This is a genomic window from Paenibacillus sp. B01 (genome assembly GCF_009649995.1).
Classification (GTDB): Bacteria; Bacillota; Bacilli; order Paenibacillales; family Paenibacillaceae; genus Paenibacillus_O; species Paenibacillus_O pasadenensis.
Genome location: NZ_CP045802.1, coordinates 2331845 through 2353308, shown reverse-complemented (window position 1 = coordinate 2353308; position 21464 = coordinate 2331845). Strand labels below are relative to the sequence as shown.

Genomic DNA, 21464 nt, shown 5'->3' with positions numbered 1-21464 from the left:
TATGATAACAATCAAATACTCGTTTGATTATAGAGGTGAGAATATGAGCGGTATGAAAGAAAAGGACTCATGTGAAATTTATTGTTATGACGAACCTAAAGTCCGAAAGGTACAACATGCACTTGAAGGACAAAATATTCAAGGCATGATAAAGATGTTTAAGGTTTTAGCTGACGAAACCAGAATGAAAATCGCTTTTGCCCTTTGCGAAGAAGATGAATTATGTGTTTGTGATGTGGCTAACATTATCGGTTCTTCGTTGGCAACAGCTTCACACCATCTTCGCACCTTAAAGCAGCTTGGCCTAGCCAAATACCGCAAGGATGGCAAATTAGTTTTTTATTCGCTAGAAGACGACCATGTTCGTCAATTGGTACAGCTAGCTTCTACTCATTCGCGGGAGTTGATCACCAATGGAAAATAAAATTGAAAACACAGAAGATAAAAACGTCTACAGAGTTCAAGGCTTTACCTGTACGAATTGCGCAGGCATTTTCGAGAAAAATGTAAAAGGTTTGCCTGGCGTTAAAGATGCTCAAGTCAATTTTGGAGCATCCAAGATTACCGTTTATGGAAGTACCACAATGGAGGATTTAGAAAAGGCTGGAGCTTTTGAAAGCCTGAAAGTCACACCTGAAAAACAACGGACGATTGAAAAGAAAAAGCCATTTTGGCAAGAGCATTGGAACGTGTTGGTTTCTGCCGTATTGCTTGCGGCAGGTTATTTTCTAGGTGAGGGAAGTATCTTATCCGCAGTCATTTTTGCGGCTTCTATTCTCATTGGCGGTTACGATCTATTCAAAAAAGGGCTTAAAAATCTCTTCCGGCTTCAGTTCGATATGAACACCCTTATGACGGTGGCCATCATCGGTGCCGCGGCGATCGGCAAATGGGGCGAAGGCGCGACGGTTGTGATCTTGTTTGCAATTAGTGAAGTTTTGGAACGTTACTCTATGGAGAAAGCGCGTCAATCCATTCGTTCCCTGATGGATATTGCACCGAAGGAAGCTCTGATTCGACGCGGTTCCGAAGAAATTACGGTAAGTGTCGATGATATACAGGTTGGCGACGTCATGATTGTAAAGCCTGGTCAAAAACTCGCAATGGATGGCGTGGTTATTAAAGGGACATCAACCATTAACCAAGCTGCGATAACCGGCGAATCGGTTCCCGTAACGAAAACAATTGATGATGAAGTTTTCGCAGGCACATTAAACGAAGAAGGATTGCTTGAGGTCAAAGTAACGAAGCATGTCGAGGATACTACAATCTCGAAAATTATTCACCTTGTTGAAGAAGCACAAGCCGAACGTGCACCTTCACAAGCGTTCGTTGACCGATTTGCGAAATACTATACGCCCGCGATTATGATTTTGGCATTAGGTATTGCCGTTGTTCCCCCTCTGTTCGTCGGCGCTGATTGGGGCGATTGGGTATATCGGGGATTAGCGTTACTCGTCGTCGGCTGTCCTTGCGCATTGGTCATTTCGACACCTGTTTCGATTGTTACAGCTATCGGAAACGCGGCGAAAAATGGCGTCCTTATCAAAGGCGGCATACACCTTGAAGAAGCTGGTCGCCTTGCCGCAATCGCATTCGATAAAACGGGTACGCTGACGAAAGGATTCCCGGAAGTAACAAATGTCCATACTTTCGGAACGAAAGACGAAAAAGAATTGCTTGCCATCGCGGCAGTTATCGAAAAAGGTTCGCAACACCCGCTCGCTTCCGCGATTGTTCGTAAAGCTGAAAATCTCGGAGCCGACTTATCCCTCACCGTTGAGGATTTCCAATCGATAACTGGAAAAGGCGTTAAAGCAAAAGTAAACGAGGAATTGTATTACGTCGGTAGTCCAAAACTCTTTGCAGAACTTCGCTCCGATATGAATGTTGAAACGAATCAACGTATCGAAGCTCTACAAAAACAAGGGAAAACGGTTATGGTCTTGGGAACGGAACAACAAGTTCTTGCCTTAATAGCCGTGGCCGATGAAGTGCGCGATTCCAGTAAAGACGTTATTAAGCAATTGCACGAAATTGGCATCAAGAAAACGATTATGCTTACGGGTGATAATCAAGCAACCGCCGAAGCTATCGGGAGCCGGTTGAATGTTACAGACGTTAAAGCCGACCTCATGCCGCAAGATAAATTAGATTACATTAAGCAGCTTCGTAAAGACTATGGCAATGTCGCAATGATTGGCGATGGCGTCAACGACGCGCCCGCGCTTGCGGCTTCAACGGTTGGTATCGCTATGGGAGGCGCGGGTACGGATACGGCGCTTGAAACGGCGGACATTGCACTTATGGCTGACGACTTAGGTAAACTCCCGTATACGATTCGGTTAAGCCGTAAAACCCTTGCGATAATAAAGCAAAACATTACGTTCTCGCTCGGGATTAAACTTGTCGCTTTGGCTTTGATTGTTCCTGGATGGCTTACGCTATGGATGGCTATTTTTGCAGATATGGGAGCTACCCTAATTGTTACTTTGAACAGCTTACGTTTGTTAAAAGTGAAAGGGAAATGATCGCCTATGAATAACCCTTGGAATAAAGTGATTTATCGGGTATGGGCACCCTTTTATGATTATTTCTTTAATTCCGGGCCTTTTCTAAAGGCTCGGAAAAAGATTTTTGAGGACGTCGACATTAAAGCTAACAGCCAAATTCTTTTTGTGGGCGTCGGGACAGGTGCAGACTTGCGGTTCATTATGGGGAAAGATATTTCTGTAACTGCAATCGACTTGTCACCCGAAATGCTTGGCCGAGCTAAGAATCAATATGACTCTCCTAACGTTACTTTCATGGAAATGGATGCACAAAATTTGACCTTTTCACCGGAATCATTTGATATGGTCATTGCGAATCTGATCTTATCTGTGGTCCCTGATCCGAACCAATGTTTTCAAGAAATGATTCGGGTTACGCGAACTGGGGGACGTATTCTCATTTTCGATAAGTTTGCCCCTCCATCTCGGGAGTTGCCTGTAATGAAGAAAATTCTTCGCCCCGTCGTAGCATTGATGGGTACAGACATCGGTCGTCATTTTGAGCAAATCATTATGCCGTACGAGAAACAAATTCGAGTGGAAGAAGATGCATCAGCCCTATTTAACGGTATGTATCGAAAAATCATAGTTCGTAAACATCAAACTTAACTAGGTATCTCCTAGGCCAAGGTATTGAGGGGGAAATGTCCCCATGTACTTTACGGGTGGTGTCAGCTTTGTTTGCTGGTACTACCCCATCATTGGCCGCCGCGGAACTGACGATAGCTTAGAACGGCTCATTGATTTCCTCGTATTCCTTCACTCGCCGGTAAAATGTAGGCTTTTTCATACCGATCCGACGTATAGCGTCCGTCGCGGTAATCTGGCCTGCTTTCCATTCCCGGTACGCCTCCACATTTTCCATCGATCTCCTGCTTGGGTCGGCCGAATACAACAGCCCTCCTCTCGGGGAACCTCGATTCCTTCCGCCTGCCGCTGCCGGTTCTTCTTCCGCTCTTGCTCGGCCACATAGCTAATACAACCAAAATAAAATTATTTCGGAACTTTAAGGAAATAAATAAAGATGTCTTGACTATGTATCATGGTACAGGGTTTACACTTATGAGGGAGGTGAACCATGAGGTATCATTCAGGAGATATATCCAAATTATGTAATGTGAATAAAGAAACGCTTAGATATTATGAACGAAAAGGTCTGATTGCTGAACCTGTAAGGTCGGATGCAGGTTACCGGCTTTATCCGGAAGATGCGGTAAAACGAATCATGTTCATTAAACGTATACAAGAGCTTGGTTTTACGTTATCTGAAATTGATAAATTGCTTGGTGTCGTTGATAAAGACGATGTGAGATGTGCGGATATGCACGATTTTGTTGTTCAAAAACTTGAAGATGTTCGGTTGAAAATAAGAGACCTTGAGCGAATCGAATGTATGCTAAAAGATTTAAAAGACCGCTGTCCAGATGAAAAGGCAATTCATGAATGCCCAATCATCGAGGCGTTAATTGACAATGAGGAGGAAATCCTGTGAAAGACAATACAAAGAAAATGGGATGGGGCTTTTTAGCTCTGCTTTCCTGCCCTTGCCATCTCGTTTTGATTCTTCCTCTGCTTGCTGGCACAACACTGGGTGCGTATTTTGCAGCCCATCAAGGCGCCGCTAGTGCTATTTTGGCTATTCTATTTGTGATTTCCCTTTGTATGGTATTCAAAAGGACGAATATACAAGAAAAAACCGATGTGACACACGATTGCTGCTCAGTACCAGGGCAAAAACGAGGTGAATGATTTTGAGAGAAAAACTAACGAGCTGGGGGGCGGTATTATCTGCCTTTCTTGCTGCCTCGGACCCTTAATTCTCATTCCACTCGGATTATCCGGTTTGGCAGGTACACTCGCGATTATTTCAATCAAGTACCAGATGTTTTTAATGATCACGGGTACGGCAGGCGGCAGCAATGAAAATCATCGGCAGCAGTGCAAACTGCAAGTACAACTGTTGCAAATCAATCGGCGACGTTCACGGTCACGGGATTAGAATGTTGCCCACCTTCTGTGATTCAAGATTTAATTTCAAGGTAAACGGAGTCAGCAAAGTAGAAATTGAACCTAAGGGAAGCACTGGAAAAGTGACGGTTTCCTTTGATGATCTGAAAACCGATGTAAAGCTAATCCAATCATCGGTTACAAAATATGGGTTTGATGTAATGGGAGGATAAAAAATGAAAAAATACCGAATCAACGTTCAAGGCATGACATGCAGCGGCTGCGAAGAACACGTAGCAACCGCACTTAAAAACATTGGAGCCGCCAATATCGAGACGAGTTTTCACCGTAATGAAGCCACGTTTGAATTGCCCGATGACGTTATGATCGAAACCGCCCAAAAAGCCATTAACGAGGCAAAATATCAATCCGGAGATGCGGAAGTGATAGAAACTCATGATGCTCCGGTTCTCGGCGATGAAGGCGACTATGATTTTCTGATCATCGGTTCCGGTGGAGCAGCTTTTTCCGCAGCGATTCAAGCGGTGGAATATGGCGCAAAGGTCGCGATCATTGAGCGGGGAATTGTTGGCGGAACCTGCGTAAATGTTGGCTGTGTTCCATCAAAAACGCTGCTTCGTGCCGGTGAAATCAATCATTTAGCCAAAAGCAACCCATTCTTGGGACTAGCCACATCAACAGGAAAAGTAGATTTGGAAAAGTTGGTCGAACATAAAAATGAACTGGTAGCCAGTATGCGAGAACAGAAGTATGAACATTTGATTGGTGAGTACGGATTTGAACTCATTCGAGGAGAGGCAACATTCGTAGATGAAAAAACCATTGAGGTAAGTGGACGACTGGTTACAGCGAAACGATTTTTAATTGCCACAGGAGCTTCTCCGTCCATTCCGGATATTCAAGGATTAAGGGACGTGGATTATTTAACAAGCACATCACTACTTGAGCTCAAACAATTGCCTAAAACGGTTGCCGTCATTGGCTCAGGCTATATTGCAATGGAATTGGGTCAACTCTTTCACAATCTAGGGTCAGATGTTACGCTGATGCAAAGAAGTCCTCGCATTTTGAAAGAGTATGACCCTGAAATTTCCGAAGCGGTGACAAAGGCTTTAACGGAGCAAGGGATTCACTTGATTACCGGTGTAACGTATGATCGCATAGAAGCAAGTGGCGATCTAAAACAAGTGCATATTTCCGTAGATGGCGAAAAGAAAGTCATCGAAGTCGAGCAGCTGCTTATTGCAACCGGTAGAAAACCAAATATTGAAGCACTAAACCTTAATGCTGCGAACGTAAATATAGGTTCCAAAAGCGAAATCGTCGTCGATGATTTTTTAAACACTTCGAATCCTAGAATTTATGCTGCAGGCGATGTGACGATGGGGCCGCAGTTTGTATATGTGGCTGCTTATGAAGGTCGCATCGCGGCCGATAATGCAATAGGCGGCTTAGAGAAAAAGGTAAATCTTGAAGCTGTTCCAGGTGTTACGTTCACTTCTCCTTCCGTTGCTACTGTAGGACTCACGGAAGAGAAAGCCAAGGCAAAAGGGTATGAGGTTAAAACGTCCATTCTTCCTTTGGATTCGGTGCCTAGAGCACTTGTTAATCGCGAAACAACCGGCGTTTTTAAATTAGTGGCTGATTCCAAGTCGTTAACGGTGCTTGGTGTTCATATTGTCGCTGAAAATGCCGGAGATGTAATTTACGCTGCGACACTTGCAGTCAAGTTCGGTTTAACGGTCGAGGATCTACGCGATAGCCTAGCACCGTATTTAACGATGGCTGAGGGATTAAAACTAGCAGCTCTTACGATCAATAAAGATGTATCTAAATTATCCTGTTGTGCTGGATAAGATATTGGCCAAGCAACCTTGATCGTAAAGACAACTGTTCTCAACTGATCGTTTATCGATAATGAAAACCAGTCAAACACTAATTTTCGTGTTGACTGGTTTTTGCATTCAACCGACTGCAATTATATTACCTCTTCGTTTCAAGCGCTTTGGAGTCCTCCAAAAAGCGACTTTCTTAGCTTCTTATGGACTCTCGGGTTCCGTTTTTCTAATTACGTGTCTTTCCATATCTCTGCAAACTTGGTCAAAAATCAATGTCAATGGCTGTTCCGATATAAAATATCTGGATAGGAAATCAAACCAAAGATTATCGAAGGAAACGGCAATTCCGCCGTAAAAATCACGAACCGTTAAGTACTGGTCCCATAGCTTCACTCGGAATTTTTCCAGTTCAGCACATCGCCCCATAGAAATTCCGTATCAAGCAGCAGGGCCGTCGTTGGATTTTGTAGCAGCTTTCTCTCTTTCTTCAACCAAGCCTTGAAAATACTTGGCCCGTTCCAAATGAAACCCGCGCAACTGTTCTTGATAATGATGCAGGTTTCATATGCCATTCGTACATTTGTCTATAATAAGTGGCATTGTCTTGCGTGTACATCGGCATCGCATAGTGGACGAAATGATTCAAAGGAAATTCCCTCCTCGTGTGTTTGAACGTCTTCGTATTTCCACATTAGTCTATGGAGGGATACCTATAACGAGCACGGCATTGGCCTAGAGTAACCAGATTTACGGTACTGATACAACCGAATTTGCCATAGTGCCCATTTCGAGCATCGTAATATCAATGGTGACGACATCCGGCCGAATATTCCTGTAACAGTTGGACGGCTTCTTCCCCATTCTCTGCTTCTTTAAATTTATATACTTTAAATAAAGTTCCTACATGAGTGAGTACAGAATTTTTTCTACTGCGTCAGTTTAACCAAGAATTGCTACTTTAAGCAATTGAAAAGATAGAACACCGAAACAGCCTATCCCCAGAGTGGGATAGGCTGTTTTCGCCTTGTTTCAGCTTGCCATAGCTCGGCAAGCTTTTGCACAGGAGAAACAAGCATCGGCACAGCGCTGACAGTGTTCATGCTCGTGCTTTTTGCACTCATTCCCGCATGCTTCGCAAACATCGGCACAAATCCGGCAAAGCTCCTTCACATAGGAACTGTGATGGGACATCGCTTGCGCAGCAAAGGCACAAATGTCGGCGCACTCCCGATCCAACCGGATGCACTCTTTCATCCCCTCAAGGTGATCTTCATTCAAGCAGGCGTCATAACAGTGATTGCATGCCAGCATACACTTTATGCATTCATCAATGCAATGTTGAAATTGCTCATGTGACATGGGTTGTTTTACCTCCAATTTGAAATTTGTACCTTTTATGTTTTACCCAAACGAGCTGCGATATACTACAAACGAGTTTTTCTTAAAGCAAGCCTTACCGCTATATAAACGGCGACACCTATGATCGCGGCCATGAACAATGCACAAAACAGCATCATGACCCATGACCATCCGTACATCATCCCCATCATAATCAGACACCTGCTTTCTTTTGGAAATTTGTGTTCGACCTGATAATCAATGCTTCATGCCCGGCATATAGCCGCCGGTTGTGCCCTCACTTGGTTTAGGGGACGGTTCTGTCTTTGTATTTCCGCCGCCATGCCCGCCATGGCCTTCTCCGGTCTCCGATACGATCTCCAGCATGGAATCGATCTCCCCTTGCGCCACGGCGGATAACGAATCCTCGCTCCCCGTTAACCAAGCATGATTGTAAGGCCCTTCCGTTGGCTCCTTTTTATATTTCGGTTGAATCGACATGACATAGGACATCACCGTATCCGGCAGTTTGTCTTTGTCCGTCCAGAGAAGCGGTGCATGTTTGCCTAAATGCGAGAATGGAGCTGCCGCGAGTGCCAAGGCTGCGGAATCTTTATTGACGAACGAAAAGTTATGACCCGGGGTTGTAATCCCCCAACCAAAACCGGTTGTGGAATCTTTATACTTCGCGAAGGCAACGGCATTCGCATATGGATCGTTGCCCGCAATACGAACCACTTTCCCGTACTGACCCAATTGTTCTTGGACTTTGGCCGAAATAATCGATTCTGGCCCGAGCAAATAAATATTGGCTTTTCCGCCCCGTTTCTTTAAAGCATCCACGGTTTCTTGCGGAACCTCATCCTTTTTAACATAAAGTAGCGGCTCAGGCATATGAGAAATCCAATTCACTGCTGGCATTGAATATTCTTCGCTGTCCATAGAACCAATGATGACCGAAGGCGGATTTTCCATCGCGACAGCGGTATAATAAGCATCTACGGCTTTGGCTACGGCCGCCGGGTTGCCCCCTGCAATCTTGTCCGTCTTATATCCAAGCGCCTTTACCTGCTCCTCTACCTTGGGGTCAAGATCCCCGACCAATATAACCTGGGTTCCTTTATTCATGTCCGTCCCCATTGGTTTTAGTCTTTTCAATTCGTCCAGCGTTACATCCGGTACACTGTCTTTATTCACAAACAGAACTGGACCGTTATTCGGGTGATGAATCAAATCTGCACTAACGAGGGTCGTTTGCCAATCTTTCGGGTTCGCCAGAATGACGCCTCCGGGACGGTTCGCATCACTGGTTGCCATCCACAGCGTTTTTGAAACCAGCACCGCAGCTTCCACCGGCTCACTTGTATTGATGCGCGTCGTGTTTTTTGAGGCAATCCACGGCAAAGATACCGCACTGGCTGGGCTTTGTGCCGAACCAGTTTGCTGGCCCATGTTGTTCATATCGTGTGGAGTGGAAGAATTGGATTTGTTAAAGCATCCGGTCAGGGCCAGTGCTGTAGCCGCCGAAATAATACCGACTTTCAAGCTTTTTTTCATGCTTAAAAACCTCCTATTTTCGGTTGATAGTTTTGCCTTTATCTGCAATTTGTATCCATGTAGCGCCGCGATCGGTAGAAAGAAAGACATCTTTTGGCTCCGTTGCGATGGCCAGCTCTTTCGGATTCGCTGGATTCTGGACAACATAGGTGATCGTATCCTTGCTTGGCGTCTGAATCACCAACGATTGCTTGCTCTCTATATTAATTTCAATCAGCGAAGCATTGGGGCCGGAGGTAGCTACTAGTACGTTACCGGAATCCGTGAAAGCCAGGGCCGAAACCGGTTGTTCCGGAACCAATGCGGTAAACCTCTGGCCGTAATCCTTCGACAGAAAGGCACCTGTTGTCGTGCCGACGGCAGCAATTGCTGCATCAGAAGGGTGAGCTGCGATTGCCATCATCTGCCCTTGGAGCCCGGTTGCAGGACTGCTTGTCCAGGTTTTCCCCTCATCCTTGCTATAAAACAGCCCTGCCTGTTTCATTTTGGTGTTAGGTTCCGGGTTCACCACGTATAGCACATGCGAACGATACCCGGCTGTCATACCGTGTAGATCGACTTCTCCCTCAAGTGCCAGGACCGTGATGGTTTTCCCGTCATTCGTACTTTTCACAAGGCCTAATGGATTTTTAAACTTCGAACCCGGTGCTGGATGGCCGCTGCTGTAAAATCCGTCATCGACAGCGGTGAACCCCATATAATCGTGCTTCACCCCCGGACCTTCACTCCATAAACCATCTGCATATAACTGTAGTCCGTTGTGAACGGGAATGAAAAGCCGTTTTCCGTCTGCGGAGTAACCAAGGCCATGTAGGTGCATAAAAGTGGTACTCGCATTGGAATTCGGCCCTTGCTCTGCCTTTTTCGAGCATGCCGTGGTCCCGATCAAGAGTACTGCCGCTAGTGCAAGCATCGTCATCTTTTTCAAAAAAATTACCCCCATATCTAAAAAAGAGACCTGAATTCAGTGTCCCCCATGTATTTCCAAACCATTCGATAAAAATGCAAGTCATATACAGTGTAATCGATACTTTTGAAGATTCGATGTAGAATGCTTGCTCTATTGTCTTTTGGGAATCCGAATTGTAAAAGCGGCACCTTCCCGGTTCTCGGCCGAAATTTCCCCGCCGTGGGCTGCAACCAACTCCTTGACGATGGTTAACCCCAGGCCGCTGCCGCCGGTCTTCCGATTGCGGGACTTATCCGCCCGGTAAAATCGCTCGAACACATAGGGCAAGTCCTCCTGTGGGATTCCCGTTCCCGTGTCTTGAACTCGGATCCAAACATGTCCGCTGTCTTCACTACCCTCAATTCGCACTTCTCCGTGTTCAGGAGTAAATTTCAATGCGTTGCTAAGCAGATTCACAAGCACCTGAATCATGCGATCATGATCGACAAAAACATCAATATGAGGACTTACGGAACACCGTAGATGAACGTTTTTTTCACGATAGGCAGCAGCAACCAGTTCTTCGCCTCTCTCGATGATGGCCGTCAATGATTCTTCTTTTCGCACCAATTGAAAACCGGGGGACTCCACATGCGTCAAGTCTTCCAACTCGGCTACTAGCTGCGTCAATCGTTCGATTTCTTCGTAGCAGGAATGGATACGCTCCGGCGTAGGCTCCCAAATCCCGTCTTCTAGGGCGCGCATATGACTTTTGAGCGTAGCCAAAGGGGTTCGTAGCTCATGCGCGATGTCTTCGGTCATCGTGACGCGCAGTTGCTCATGCTGCTGCAACTGCTCTGCCAGCGTATTTAGCGATGCGCCCAAGTCTGCAAGCTCATCTTTCCCTTGAATGTCCACTCTCGTACTCCATTCCCCGTCCGTCATGCGTTCCGCGACTCGCTTCATATGAATGAGAGGAGCCGAAATTCGTTTGGCTACATAAAAACCGAGAAATACGGCAAGTACAATCGCAACTAAACACGTCCAGATGATCGTTTGCATCAACGCTTGTTCCAAATGATAATTCAGTTCGGGTAATTCGTGCGTCATACCGGCTTGAGCTTGATACAAGGAGAAATGATAGTGTGTCGTCAAAATGACGCTAATGGTTGTAATCAGGACAATGCCAGCAGCAATCCCGATAATAATCAGAGCCAAACGGGTATGCAGACGCTTATTCATGTTGTTCCTCCTGCAAACCGATAGCCGGTTCCATACACCGTCACAATATATTTTGGGGACTTGGGGTCGCCCTCTATTTTTTGCCGGATATTTTTTACATGCTGATCGATCGTTCGGATATCACCGTCAAAATCATAGCCAAGCACGCGTTCTACAAGCTCCTCTCGTGAAAAGTGACGCTGCGGATGCTTGGCCAGGACAAGCAGCAGCTTATATTCATTCGGGGTCAGGTTCACCGGTTGGCCGTCGCGGAATACTTGCTGCTTTAACGAATCAATGATAAGTTCCCCTTGATTAAAGGCCAGGCGATCCGCAAGCAAATGATATTCGTCCGTACGCCGCATAATCGCCCGAACCCGAGCCACTACTTCGCGTGGGTCAAAGGGCTTGATCAAGTAATCGTCGGCCCCCATGGATAACCCCTTAATCCGATTGTTCTCGGAAACCTTGGCGGTAAGCATCAAAATCGGAACAGAATGGATTTGACGAATCGCTTGGCAAACCTGCTCGCCCTCCATATCCGGAAGCATAAGGTCCAGGATGACAAAATCAATCGATTCGTTTTGCACGCGCCGAATGGCCTCGCTGCCCGTTTCGGCTTCAACGGTCTGAAAACCGTCTTTTTTCAAATAGGATACAACCACATCCCGAATTTTCGATTCATCATCGACGACCAATATCGTTTTCATGACCATCCTCCGCGAATAACGCCTCTATGTATCACTTTACCCATGACTTATGTAGAACTGATGTAGATGCAGAGATGCCGTGCAGAAACAACAAAAGGGCGACCCTAATCAGCCCGAATCAGTCCCCTTTTCCTCTATAGTATTCATCAGTCGGTTCCTTTTTATAAAGGGATTCCATCCAGCGAAGCCATACTCGATAGCCTGCGTATACAACCACCAGAAAGAACATGTAAATGAACAGCGTCCGTAGCATAACGGGCCAGTTTGAATCCAACTGACTCCCCATGAAGGCAAACACAACCATGACCGGTACTTTCCCGACCGCAGTGGCCATAATAAAACTTCCAAAGGACATTCGGAAGAGAGCCGCACCGATATTGACGATTACCGCGGGGACGAATGGTAGCAGGCGAGCCAGTATGACCGCAAAGAATGCATTACGCTCCAGAAGGAAGATAAACCGTTCTGCTCCTTTCACCGAAGCCATGAGCTGACGGCCTCGTTCCTGAAAAATCAACCGAACCGCCCAAAAGGTCAAGGCTGCCGCGGTGGTTGAACTGACCACATTGATCAAACTGCCCCAGACCGGCCCATACGCGGCCCCGATGATTCCGGCTACAATCCCAAAAGGAACGAGCGGAATCATCGCAAGAAGGATCGCAGCCCCGATCATCCATGGAAGACGCTCCACGCCTCCAAGAGAGAGCCATGAAAGCAGAGATTCCTTGAAGATTATGACGGCGGCAATCACGACCCCATAAAGAAGAACAACCAATCCTTTTTTCATCATGTTTCCATTCCGTTCTCCAAAGGAAAGCTGCGTAAGCCCATTTATTTGATCCCCACAACCAGGAGTGATTCCGATGGCCCTTCAAATCCTTCTGGCCCTTCGAATGTCTGCAGCGCACGAACAATTTCCATATGCATCTTTTTGCGTTCTTCCTCACTGAGCCGTTTAATGATTTCACCCAGCGGACCGGCGGATACGTCTTCTCGCCCACGACGGCTAAACTCCACAGCCGAAGCATAGCGGTGAATATGCGGGACAGCCTGCACCGTTACATCCCGGAAGCCCACTGTCTGAAAGGCTTCTGCCAGTAAGTCGGGGTTACCAAGTGAGAACACGCCTGGTTTTTTGCCGCCTTCCATAATCGGGATGCCTGCATATCGTGAAATGATAGAAATCGGCAGGGACAAGGTCGGGTTCTTATCCGGACTCGACCATACGAGTGCCGCGAATTTACCGCCCGTTTTCAACACCTCTCGGATACCCGTCAAGGCTTGCCCCAGCTCTGGAACAAACATCAAACCGTGACGGGATATAGCCGCATCAAAGGTGTCTGTCCGCAAATCTACATGCTGGGCATCCATGACATGCGTTTGAATATTAGTGAGCGTCTCTTGTTTCGCGATCTCGGCAAGGACCTGCAGCATGGTCGCTGAGATATCGGTAGCAACAACATTTCCTGCCGGACCGATCATCCGGGCGGCCATGAACGTCTGGTCCCCCATCCCCGCCGCTATGTCCAGAAGCTGCGTTCCTTCCCTAACGCCAGCTTCCCGCAGCATAAGCTCCGTCGCTTCCCCTAGAAGCCTTTCTCGATCGTCACTGCTTCGATTCCAAGCCGCTACTTGCCCTGCGGTTTCCCATGATTTTGATCTTTCTTCATTTTGCTCGGACGCCACGATAGTACCTCCCCTTATGAATGCTCCTAACATTCGGATTAAGGCAACCACTCTTTAGTCACGGACACAAATAGCAGCCTGCGCGAGACACCTATAAGTTCTTAGCCTACAAGGAGTTTGCTTATTTCATTCAAGTTCTCGGCAAAACCGACAAATACCTTGTCTTTAATGACGATGGTCGGTACGACCTGCTTTCCTGTCAGCTCCAGAACTTCTTTCGCATATTCGATATTTTCTTCACAATTGTAGTCAACATAGGGAACTTGATGCTCATTGAAATAGCGCTTGGCAAAGTGGCAGTCGCTGCAGGTCGGGATCGTGTAAATTTTGATCGGATCTTTCGGATCGATTTGCGACATGGAATTTCTCTCCTTTACGCGACGATTTGTTTCAACTGCTCCATCGTGATCCGATCCACGAATTTGCTGAACTTCTCTTTTCCTTTTGCTTGTTGCTTATAAAAATCAATAAGCGTGGATACAACAGGAACAAGTCGTTCCTCTGTTATGCCGGAGACAAGCAACCGCCCCGTCGCAGCTTTGATGCCTTTAGGTTCTCCTCCAACGTAAATATCGAACGTATCCCGCATTTTGACGACAGCGATATCTTTCAGCAGCGGTTCACTTGTGCCCAGCGCACAGCCTGCGTAGCCAATCTTCAGCGGCGTGGGCGTCGCGATGCCAGCGATCGCCCGATTCAAGATGCGAGCCGTCTCCAGACCGGCTTCTTCCGCACCTTTGCAGAAGTTGCAGGCGATCAGGCTCTTGGTCGCAAATCCGGCCGGATATACTTCCAGACCGGCACGCTCCAGTTCTTCCTGGATGGCTTCTCGCTCATCAAGAGGCACTTCCACGTAAAGCTGCTTGAACGAGGTCATTTCAATTTTGGCGTCTGAACCGACAACCGTACCGATCTTGGCAAGTTGATCCGGCGTAAATAGGCTTCCCCCGACTTGAATCGCAGGCGATACCGCCAGTTTCGTCTTATCTCCCATGATCATTCTCCTCTTCGATCCGTTATCTCACATTGACGACGAAGGGGACGGTGAACACCTCGCCATTGTGCTGAAATTGTCCCCAAATTTTGAACGTGCCGCTTTGCGGAAAAGAAGTCGCGAATTTCGCATCCGGCCCGGTCGCTTTCTCGTCGATCGGATGAACATGAAGATACTGATTCGCATCTTCCGAAAGAATTACGACATGGCCAACCGCACCCAAATAAGGCTGCAGATTATTGATCCCCTTCTTCGTCTTCGCGTCGCGAATGTTGAAGGTCAATGTCACGTCTTCTTTCGGTTTGGCGGCACTCATAGAGAGCTCAATTTCCTTGCCATCGACTTCTTTCACAAGATTTGCGTCAGCTGCAATCGCGGCATGCTTGCCTTCTTTGCCTTCCACCTTCACCCACTCGCTGAGCGTTGTATTGGCCCCGCCAGTCGGAATAAAATCCGCAAACACTTTGTACTCACCGCCAGCCGGGAACGACGTATTCACCGTAAATGTGCCGTCACCCTTAAACTCGGGGTGAATGTGGTTAAAGAACGATAAATCGTGATTGACGATAATGAGATGAAGCAATTTCTCGTGATTGACATCATATTTATTGACCGGTTTCCCGTCCTTATCCTTCACTTGAATGGTCAATTCCGTTTCTTCATTTGCTTTTGCGGCGCCTGCGGGGAAGGCAAATGATGCTTGAAGATTCTCCGCAGCAGGCTTCGCATCTGCGCCATGGCCGCCGTGGCCGCCTCCATGATCCATCTCTCCCGCCTCCTTTTTCTCGTTTCCTGCAGGCTTCTCGGCGTTCTCTTGCCCGCTGATGGCTCCATGACCGGCATGATTATTTCCGCCTGCGGGTTTCTTATCCCCTGCTTTGCCGCATGCGGCCAATATGCTTAACACAAGTACCGCCGCAGCGACGAGGATGATTTTCTTCTTCATGGTTTATATCAACTCCACTTCATTACAAGTTCGATGCAGAGCGTACTTTGACACGCTGCAGACGCAAGGCGTTAAGGACGACGGACACGGAACTGAGCGCCATCGCCGCGCCCGCAACCCAAGGGGCCAGCAGTCCAATCACGGCAATCGGAATGCCGAGGGTGTTGTAGCCGAGCGCCCAGAAGAGGTTTTGGCGGATGTTACTCATCGTCTTGCGGCTCATGTAGATCGCATCCGGAATGCTCGTCAGATCGCCGCGCATCAAGGTGACGTCGGCGGCCTCCATGGCCACGTCCGTACCGGTACCGATCGCCATGCCGATATCTGCCATCGCCAGCGCGGGGGCGTCATTGATGCCGTCGCCGACCATCGCCACTTTCTTACCCTGCGCTTGCAGCTTCTTCACTTCTTCCGCTTTGCCTTCTGGAAGCACTTCGGCGCGAACATGATCGATGCCGACTTGCCCCGCAATCGCCCGTGCGGTGCGTTCGTTGTCTCCCGTGATCATGATCACCTCTATGCCCATTTCTTTCAGCCGCGTTACAGCCTCTTTCGATGTTTCTTTAATCGTATCGGCCACCGCGACGAGACCCGCATACGCTCCGTCAACCGCGATCAACATCGCCGTTTTTCCATCTTCTTCAAGCTGCGTCATCCGATCAAGCGCCTGTTCAACCGAAACGTCATATTTCGCCATCAGCTTGCGCGTACCGGCCAGAACCTCTTTGCCTTCAACGACGGCACGAATACCAAACCCTGGAATCGCCTCAAACTGTTCCGTTGCCGGAAGCTCGATGCCTTTAGCCCGGATTCCGGCAACGATCGCTTCCGCAAGCGGATGCTCGGAATCCTTCTCGGCAGCGCCAACTAAGCGGAGAAAAGCATGTTCGTCTATATTTGCGGCGGCAACATCCGTAAGTTCCGGTTTCCCCTTCGTTACGGTGCCGGTTTTGTCGAGAATGATCGCATCGATTTTGTGCGTGGATTCCAGATGCTCGCCGCCTTTGAACAGCACGCCAAGCTCCGCGGCGCGGCCGGAGCCCGCCATAATCGATGTCGGTGTAGCGAGCCCCAGTGCGCAAGGGCAGGCGATGACCAGGATCGCAATCCCTTTCTCCAGCGCATTTGCGAAATCGCCGGGTGTCACCCAGAAGTACCAAACCAGAAATGCGGCAACCGCAATCCCTACGACGATCGGCACGAAGATTCCGGAAATGACATCCGCTACCCGTTGAATCGGCGCTTTCGAGCCTTGCGCTTCTTCCACGACCTTAATGATTTGGGCAAGCGCGGTTTCCTTGCCGACTTTGGTCGCTTTCAATCTCAATCTGCCGTTTTTGTTGACGGTAGCACCGATCACGCTGTCTCCGGCTTTTTTCTCGACCGGGATACTTTCGCCGGTCAGCATCGATTCATCGACCGACGAACTTCCTTCCAGCACTTCCCCATCCACCGGGATCTTCTCCCCCGGTTTCACCACCACGATATTGCCGACGAGTACGTCTTCGACCGGAATCGTCATTTCCTGCCCGTCCCGAACAACGAGAGCCGTTTTCGCCTGAAGGCCCATCAACGTCTTGATCGCTTCAGATGTACGGCCTTTAGCCAGCGACTCGAACAGCTTCCCGAGAATAACGAGAGTGATGAGGACCGCGCTCGTTTCGTAGTACATCGATGGACCGTGATGCGCCATGCTGCCCATTGAGGCCCATTCAATTGTTAAGTATAAGCTGTAAAAGTATGCAGCTGACGTTCCGAGCGAGACGAGTACGTCCATATTGGCGCTCTTATTCCGGAGCGCTTTGAACGCGCCCACATAGAACTGTTTGCCAATGTAAAATTGAACTGGTGTAGCCAACGCCAATTGAAACCACGGATTCATGAAGAGCTCCGGCATCCAGATCCAGGATAAGAACGAAAAGTGGCTGACCATGGACCAGAGCAGCGGCAGCGAAAGAACGGCGGAGATGAGCAGTTTGCGCTTTTGTTGTGAAATGGCTTTCTCGCGATGCTCCGAAGGATTGGCTTCGTCTTGCTTCGGTATCGCTTTATAGCCCAGCTTTTCCACGCGTTGCTGCATATCGGAGATAGATACATCGGCCGCGTTGTACTCGACCCGAGCGGTTTCCATCGCGAAGTTAACGGAAGCGTTCGTGACGCCGGGCAATTTTCCAAGGCCTTTCTCAATCTTATTCGCGCAAGCCGCGCAGGTCATGCCTTCCAGTTTGAAATCAACGACTTCTTTTGCCGTACCGTAGCCGAGTTTTTGAATGCTTTGTTCCATTTGCGCGACATTTACTTTTTTCGGATCGTACGTAACCGTCGCCCGTTCCAGGGCAAAGTTCACGTTCGCTTCCGTCACGCCTTCGAGATTATTGAGTCCCTTCTCAATCCGGTTTGCGCAAGCGGCGCATGTCATACCGGTTAATTGCAGGGACGTTTGCTCCGTTTCCAGCCTGACTGCTTCCATCACGAACACCTCGTTTCTTTTCCGATTCGTTACACTACGTCGTATCCTTGTTCTTCAATAGCTTCCTTAATGGCAGTTATCGTCAGTTGGCTTTCATCGTACGCTACAGCTACCGTTCCTCCCGAGAGATCGACTTTGCCGCTTGCCCCAATTGTTTTCAAAGCCCCTTCAATCGAATTGACACAGTGTCCGCAAGACATACCTTCAACTTTCAACGTTACATTTTTCATGGATTCATTCTCCTTTGACTGTTTATTGGTTTTTATTTCATCAGCTTTTGAATGGTCTGCAGCAGCTCATCTACGACTTCGGCATCGCCTTGTTGGATGCGCTCCACCACACACTCTTTAAGGTGTCCTGTTAAAAGAACTTTTCGCACGCCGTTTAGTGCAGCTTGGATGGCGGCGATCTGATTTAACACCTGATCGCAATAAGTGTCTTTATCAATGAGGCCTTTCACACCGCGAATTTGCCCTTCAATACGATTTAGGCGAACGGTCAGGTCCGACTTTACGGCAAGTGAATGGTGACTTCTTCGGCCATCTTCGGACGAACAGCATGCTTCTTCAGCCTTCACTTCCATAACGTCCATCGTCAGCACCTCCTTGATTTATAGTATACCCCCCTATACTATATGTGTCAACACTTATTTTACATTACCCCCCAACCCTATTTTTGAATCCAAACAAAAGGGATTCTCACGAATCCCAGGCCATTCCTTATTTCATAAGCTTATTAATGGTGACTAGGAGCTCGTCGATCACTTCGTTCTCTCCATCTTGAATACGTTCGATCACACAACTCTTCATATGGTGCTCCAAAAGAAGTTTTCCTACACCGTTCAATGCGGACTGGACCGATGAAATTTGATTTAGCACATCGTCGCAGTAAGTATCCTTCTCAATCAAACCTTTAAGCCCCCGAACCTGACCTTCGATTCTGTTGAGGCGGCTTATCAAATTGTTTTTCGTCTTTTCAGAATGGTGACTTTGCCGTCCGTTCGTGCAGCATGAATCGTGGGTAGGCGTCTGGGCATCATCTTGCGTAAGTTGCTCCATCCAAATCACTCCTTTCTCTCACTATTGTACCATAGTCCCCCTACCCTATACAAAGAAAACAAAAAACGACCCAGCCGAAGCTGAATCGTCATCGTCAAATTCTTATTGCTTCGGTTTCCGTAAGAAAAGTAGCGCAATGAACGCGCCTGCGACTGCGGCTATTGCCGCGCCGATAAACGCCGCATGGAAGCCGGTATTCAGTGCGGCAATTTGCTCTGCCCCTTGCTCAAGCTGCCCGCCTGTCCAGGAGGCTGCCACCGCAGACATGATGGCAAGACCAATCGCAGAACCGATCTGATAGCTTGTATTGGCGATCCCTGATGCGAGGCCCGTTTCTTCTGGCTTCGCCCCTGACATCGAAGCAATAGTGCCGGGGATGAAGGCAAGCGCCATTCCCAGTGCGCCCAGCAAAGATGCCGGAAGCACATTGGCCACAAAGTTCCCGTTGATCGGCGTATAGCCAGCTAACAGGAACAGAGAGCCTGCCAGAACAAGAAGCCCGATAACCAGAATGCTTTTAAAACCAAATCGTCCGACTAAACGCCCCGTTAATCCGATCATGACAACCATGACTAGAACCGTCATCGGGACAAGAGCTACGCCGCCAGCAAATGCTGAGAACCGCAATACTTGCTGCAAATACAAATTCAAGAAAAACCATAACGGAATCCACGCACCCGCCAGCAGGCCAAAAGCAATGTTGCCGACAAGTAAGTTCGGCGCGGCAAATATGCCAAGCGGTATAAGGGGCTCTCTCTTTACTTTTTGAATCACAAAGAATACGAATAACAGCAATGCGGCAATAAGAAGCAAGGTAATCGTCTGAACGGATCCCCAGCCAACTTGCTCCGCCGTAACAATAGCATAAACAGCGAGCACAAGCGCCGCTGTGATCGCCAGCGCGCCGATAACATCAACGCTCCCCTTCTGACGAACTCCGGCTGGAAGAACCCTCATGCTATAAATCAATGCGAATATCCCTACCGGGATATTGATGAGGAATGTCCAGTTCCAGCTGAGCCACTCGGTAATGACACCGCCAAGAAACACTCCCGCCGTACCACCAGCTGCCGCTGAGGCTCCCCAAAAACCGAGCGCCTTATTCAGTTCTTTCGGGTTATGACTGAATAAAATCATCACAATCGTCAGCGCGGCTGGCAAAATGAACGCCGATCCTAGCCCCTGCAGGGCTCTACCGGTATTCATCGCTGCCTCCGACCAGGCAAGACCGGCCAGCAAAGACGCCATGGAAAGAATGAGAAAGCCCAGCATAAACATTCTTCGCTGGCCAAACAGATCAGATAGGCGTCCGCCAAGGAGCATAAGGCCCCCCAGGAATATAACATATGCGTTGAATATCCACTGCAGGTTATCTTGAGAATAGCCGAGCGCTTCCTTTATAGCCGGAAGCGCCACCCCGATAATGGATGTATCCATAATCACCATGAATTGTGCGAGACAAAGCAAAAATAAGGCTCTCCATCTTCGTGCATCCGGCGCTGCAATTACATTTGCTTGCGTTGACATTTTGATTTCCTCCTTGCTGAAATTTTGAATTGGTTTGGTCAGTGCACTGACCACCTTCGATAAAATAGTATAGCCCCCTACCCTATTTGTCAAGAAGATTTTGTAAGCGATTTTTGTTCACGCAAATTGAAAAAAGACAGCCCCTAACGTAGGAGTTGCCTCTTCGCAATTATATATCTTCGCCGGCCTTCAAAATTCCGAACACTATGTTTTTAAGACTGACTACTCCTTCACGCGCCCGGGAAAACGTTATCTTCCTAATTCCGAACATTAATTATCAAATTACTGCAACACCTTGTAGCCTTCTGCCACCTTCCTTGCAAAAGAAAGCGTCTCTTCAACAGAAGTATAATGCGCATAAACTAGATTTGGATTGTTCATTAACCAGTGATTATGCAAGGTGGATAACATGATTCCGTTTTTTTGCAAATTCCAGGTAAACGGATAAACTTCATCCTGAAGAAGTGCCGTTTCCCCCAAGTTTAAGGTCCTTCCTTGTAAATCCATTGATTCAAAGGACCACATGGAATGAGGAGCAAGCCTCGCGTATCTTTTTATCAGCTTATGCCTACCTTCACAAATCGGTGTACTGAAGTATAAAGAAATAAACCTGTCTCTGCGAACTCCTTCTCGCTTCTTCAAAAGTTCTACATAGGCTTCGGCTATGATTGATCTATAGGAAGTTCAGATACAGAAAGGAATGAATATGA

23 protein-coding genes are annotated in these 21464 nt (G+C 47.8%); 7 read left to right on the top strand and 16 right to left on the bottom strand.

The annotated features are described in order from the left end of the window. The first annotated feature begins 52 nt into the window (after nucleotides 1–52). The 7 genes from GE073_RS10085 to merA all read left to right on the top strand — a co-directional run bounded on the left by GE073_RS10085 (nucleotide 53) and on the right by merA (nucleotide 6376). Entirely contained in the window at nucleotides 53–424 is a 372-nt protein-coding gene (locus GE073_RS10085; RefSeq protein WP_048744055.1) for an ArsR/SmtB family transcription factor, read from the top strand. Next, nucleotides 414–2531, top strand: a complete 2118-nt coding sequence (locus tag GE073_RS10080; protein ID WP_021877416.1) for a heavy metal translocating P-type ATPase — start codon at nucleotides 414–416, stop codon at nucleotides 2529–2531. The genes GE073_RS10085 and GE073_RS10080 overlap by 11 nt, the downstream gene beginning before the upstream one ends. A gap of 6 nt (nucleotides 2532–2537) precedes the next feature. Then, nucleotides 2538–3161 (top strand): class I SAM-dependent methyltransferase, encoded by a 624-nt coding sequence (locus GE073_RS10075; RefSeq protein ID WP_021877415.1) that lies wholly within the window; start codon nucleotides 2538–2540, stop codon nucleotides 3159–3161. A 469-nt stretch (nucleotides 3162–3630) separates the two neighbouring features. Then, nucleotides 3631–4044, top strand: coding sequence for a mercury resistance transcriptional regulator MerR (gene merR, locus GE073_RS10070; protein ID WP_021877413.1), 414 nt, complete (start codon nucleotides 3631–3633; stop codon nucleotides 4042–4044). After that, the gene (locus GE073_RS10065; RefSeq protein ID WP_021877412.1) at nucleotides 4041–4301 is read left to right on the top strand and encodes an Uncharacterized mercuric resistance protein MerE; all 261 of its coding nucleotides are present in this window, start codon (nucleotides 4041–4043) and stop codon (nucleotides 4299–4301) included. The genes merR and GE073_RS10065 overlap by 4 nt, the downstream gene beginning before the upstream one ends. A gap of 170 nt (nucleotides 4302–4471) precedes the next feature. Next, complete coding sequence (locus tag GE073_RS10060; RefSeq protein WP_021877411.1) at nucleotides 4472–4732, top strand: heavy-metal-associated domain-containing protein; 261 nt, start codon at nucleotides 4472–4474, stop codon at nucleotides 4730–4732. Between the two features lie 3 nt (nucleotides 4733–4735). Continuing rightward, nucleotides 4736–6376 carry a mercury(II) reductase gene (gene merA, locus GE073_RS10055; RefSeq protein WP_021877410.1) on the top strand — a complete coding sequence of 547 codons (1641 nt, stop codon included), beginning with the start codon at nucleotides 4736–4738 and terminating at the stop codon, nucleotides 6374–6376. Between the two features lie 1011 nt (nucleotides 6377–7387). Here the strand turns inward: merA and GE073_RS10050 are convergent. The 16 genes from GE073_RS10050 to GE073_RS09975 form a co-directional block, all read right to left on the bottom strand. After that, nucleotides 7388–7717, bottom strand: a complete 330-nt coding sequence (locus GE073_RS10050; RefSeq protein WP_083436180.1) for a four-helix bundle copper-binding protein — start codon at nucleotides 7715–7717, stop codon at nucleotides 7388–7390. A 237-nt stretch (nucleotides 7718–7954) separates the two neighbouring features. After that, on the bottom strand, nucleotides 7955–9253 hold the full coding sequence (locus GE073_RS10045) for a cell wall-binding repeat-containing protein (RefSeq protein WP_048744006.1): 1299 nt from the start codon (nucleotides 9251–9253) through the stop codon (nucleotides 7955–7957). Nucleotides 9254–9266: 13 nt separating this feature from the next. After that, a complete protein-coding gene (locus GE073_RS10040) occupies nucleotides 9267–10172 on the bottom strand; it encodes a F510_1955 family glycosylhydrolase (RefSeq protein WP_374725869.1) in 906 nt (301 codons plus the stop codon). A gap of 141 nt (nucleotides 10173–10313) precedes the next feature. Then, nucleotides 10314–11384: a sensor histidine kinase gene (locus GE073_RS10035; RefSeq protein ID WP_048744001.1), complete on the bottom strand. Its 1071-nt coding sequence runs from the start codon at nucleotides 11382–11384 to the stop codon at nucleotides 10314–10316. Continuing rightward, complete coding sequence (locus GE073_RS10030; protein ID WP_048743998.1) at nucleotides 11381–12073, bottom strand: response regulator transcription factor; 693 nt, start codon at nucleotides 12071–12073, stop codon at nucleotides 11381–11383. Before GE073_RS10030 ends, GE073_RS10035 begins: the two co-directional genes overlap by 4 nt. Nucleotides 12074–12191: 118 nt before the next feature. After that, nucleotides 12192–12863, bottom strand: coding sequence for a TVP38/TMEM64 family protein (locus tag GE073_RS10025; protein WP_048743995.1), 672 nt, complete (start codon nucleotides 12861–12863; stop codon nucleotides 12192–12194). Between the two features lie 41 nt (nucleotides 12864–12904). After that, nucleotides 12905–13759 (bottom strand): class I SAM-dependent methyltransferase, encoded by an 855-nt coding sequence (locus GE073_RS10020; protein WP_048743993.1) that lies wholly within the window; start codon nucleotides 13757–13759, stop codon nucleotides 12905–12907. Nucleotides 13760–13860: 101 nt separating this feature from the next. After that, entirely contained in the window at nucleotides 13861–14118 is a 258-nt protein-coding gene (locus GE073_RS10015) for a glutaredoxin family protein (RefSeq protein WP_021877401.1), read from the bottom strand. Between the two features lie 14 nt (nucleotides 14119–14132). After that, on the bottom strand, nucleotides 14133–14753 hold the full coding sequence (locus GE073_RS10010; protein ID WP_153783394.1) for an NAD(P)/FAD-dependent oxidoreductase: 621 nt from the start codon (nucleotides 14751–14753) through the stop codon (nucleotides 14133–14135). 22 nt (nucleotides 14754–14775) lie between these two features. Then, the gene (locus GE073_RS10005; protein WP_021877399.1) at nucleotides 14776–15699 is read right to left on the bottom strand and encodes a hypothetical protein; all 924 of its coding nucleotides are present in this window, start codon (nucleotides 15697–15699) and stop codon (nucleotides 14776–14778) included. Between the two features lie 22 nt (nucleotides 15700–15721). Then, nucleotides 15722–18169, bottom strand: coding sequence for a heavy metal translocating P-type ATPase (locus tag GE073_RS10000; protein WP_048743989.1), 2448 nt, complete (start codon nucleotides 18167–18169; stop codon nucleotides 15722–15724). 29 nt (nucleotides 18170–18198) lie between these two features. After that, nucleotides 18199–18399, bottom strand: a complete 201-nt coding sequence (locus tag GE073_RS09995) for a cation transporter (protein WP_048743986.1) — start codon at nucleotides 18397–18399, stop codon at nucleotides 18199–18201. A 32-nt stretch (nucleotides 18400–18431) separates the two neighbouring features. Continuing rightward, the gene (locus GE073_RS09990; protein WP_048743983.1) at nucleotides 18432–18761 is read right to left on the bottom strand and encodes a metal-sensitive transcriptional regulator; all 330 of its coding nucleotides are present in this window, start codon (nucleotides 18759–18761) and stop codon (nucleotides 18432–18434) included. 127 nt (nucleotides 18762–18888) lie between these two features. Beyond that, entirely contained in the window at nucleotides 18889–19227 is a 339-nt protein-coding gene (locus GE073_RS09985) for a metal-sensitive transcriptional regulator (RefSeq protein WP_048743981.1), read from the bottom strand. A 102-nt stretch (nucleotides 19228–19329) separates the two neighbouring features. Continuing rightward, nucleotides 19330–20754 carry an MFS transporter gene (locus GE073_RS09980; RefSeq protein ID WP_049867109.1) on the bottom strand — a complete coding sequence of 475 codons (1425 nt, stop codon included), beginning with the start codon at nucleotides 20752–20754 and terminating at the stop codon, nucleotides 19330–19332. Between the two features lie 282 nt (nucleotides 20755–21036). Then, nucleotides 21037–21396, bottom strand: a complete 360-nt coding sequence (locus tag GE073_RS09975; RefSeq protein ID WP_228551418.1) for a DUF1259 domain-containing protein — start codon at nucleotides 21394–21396, stop codon at nucleotides 21037–21039. Nucleotides 21397–21464: the final 68 nt, after the last annotated feature.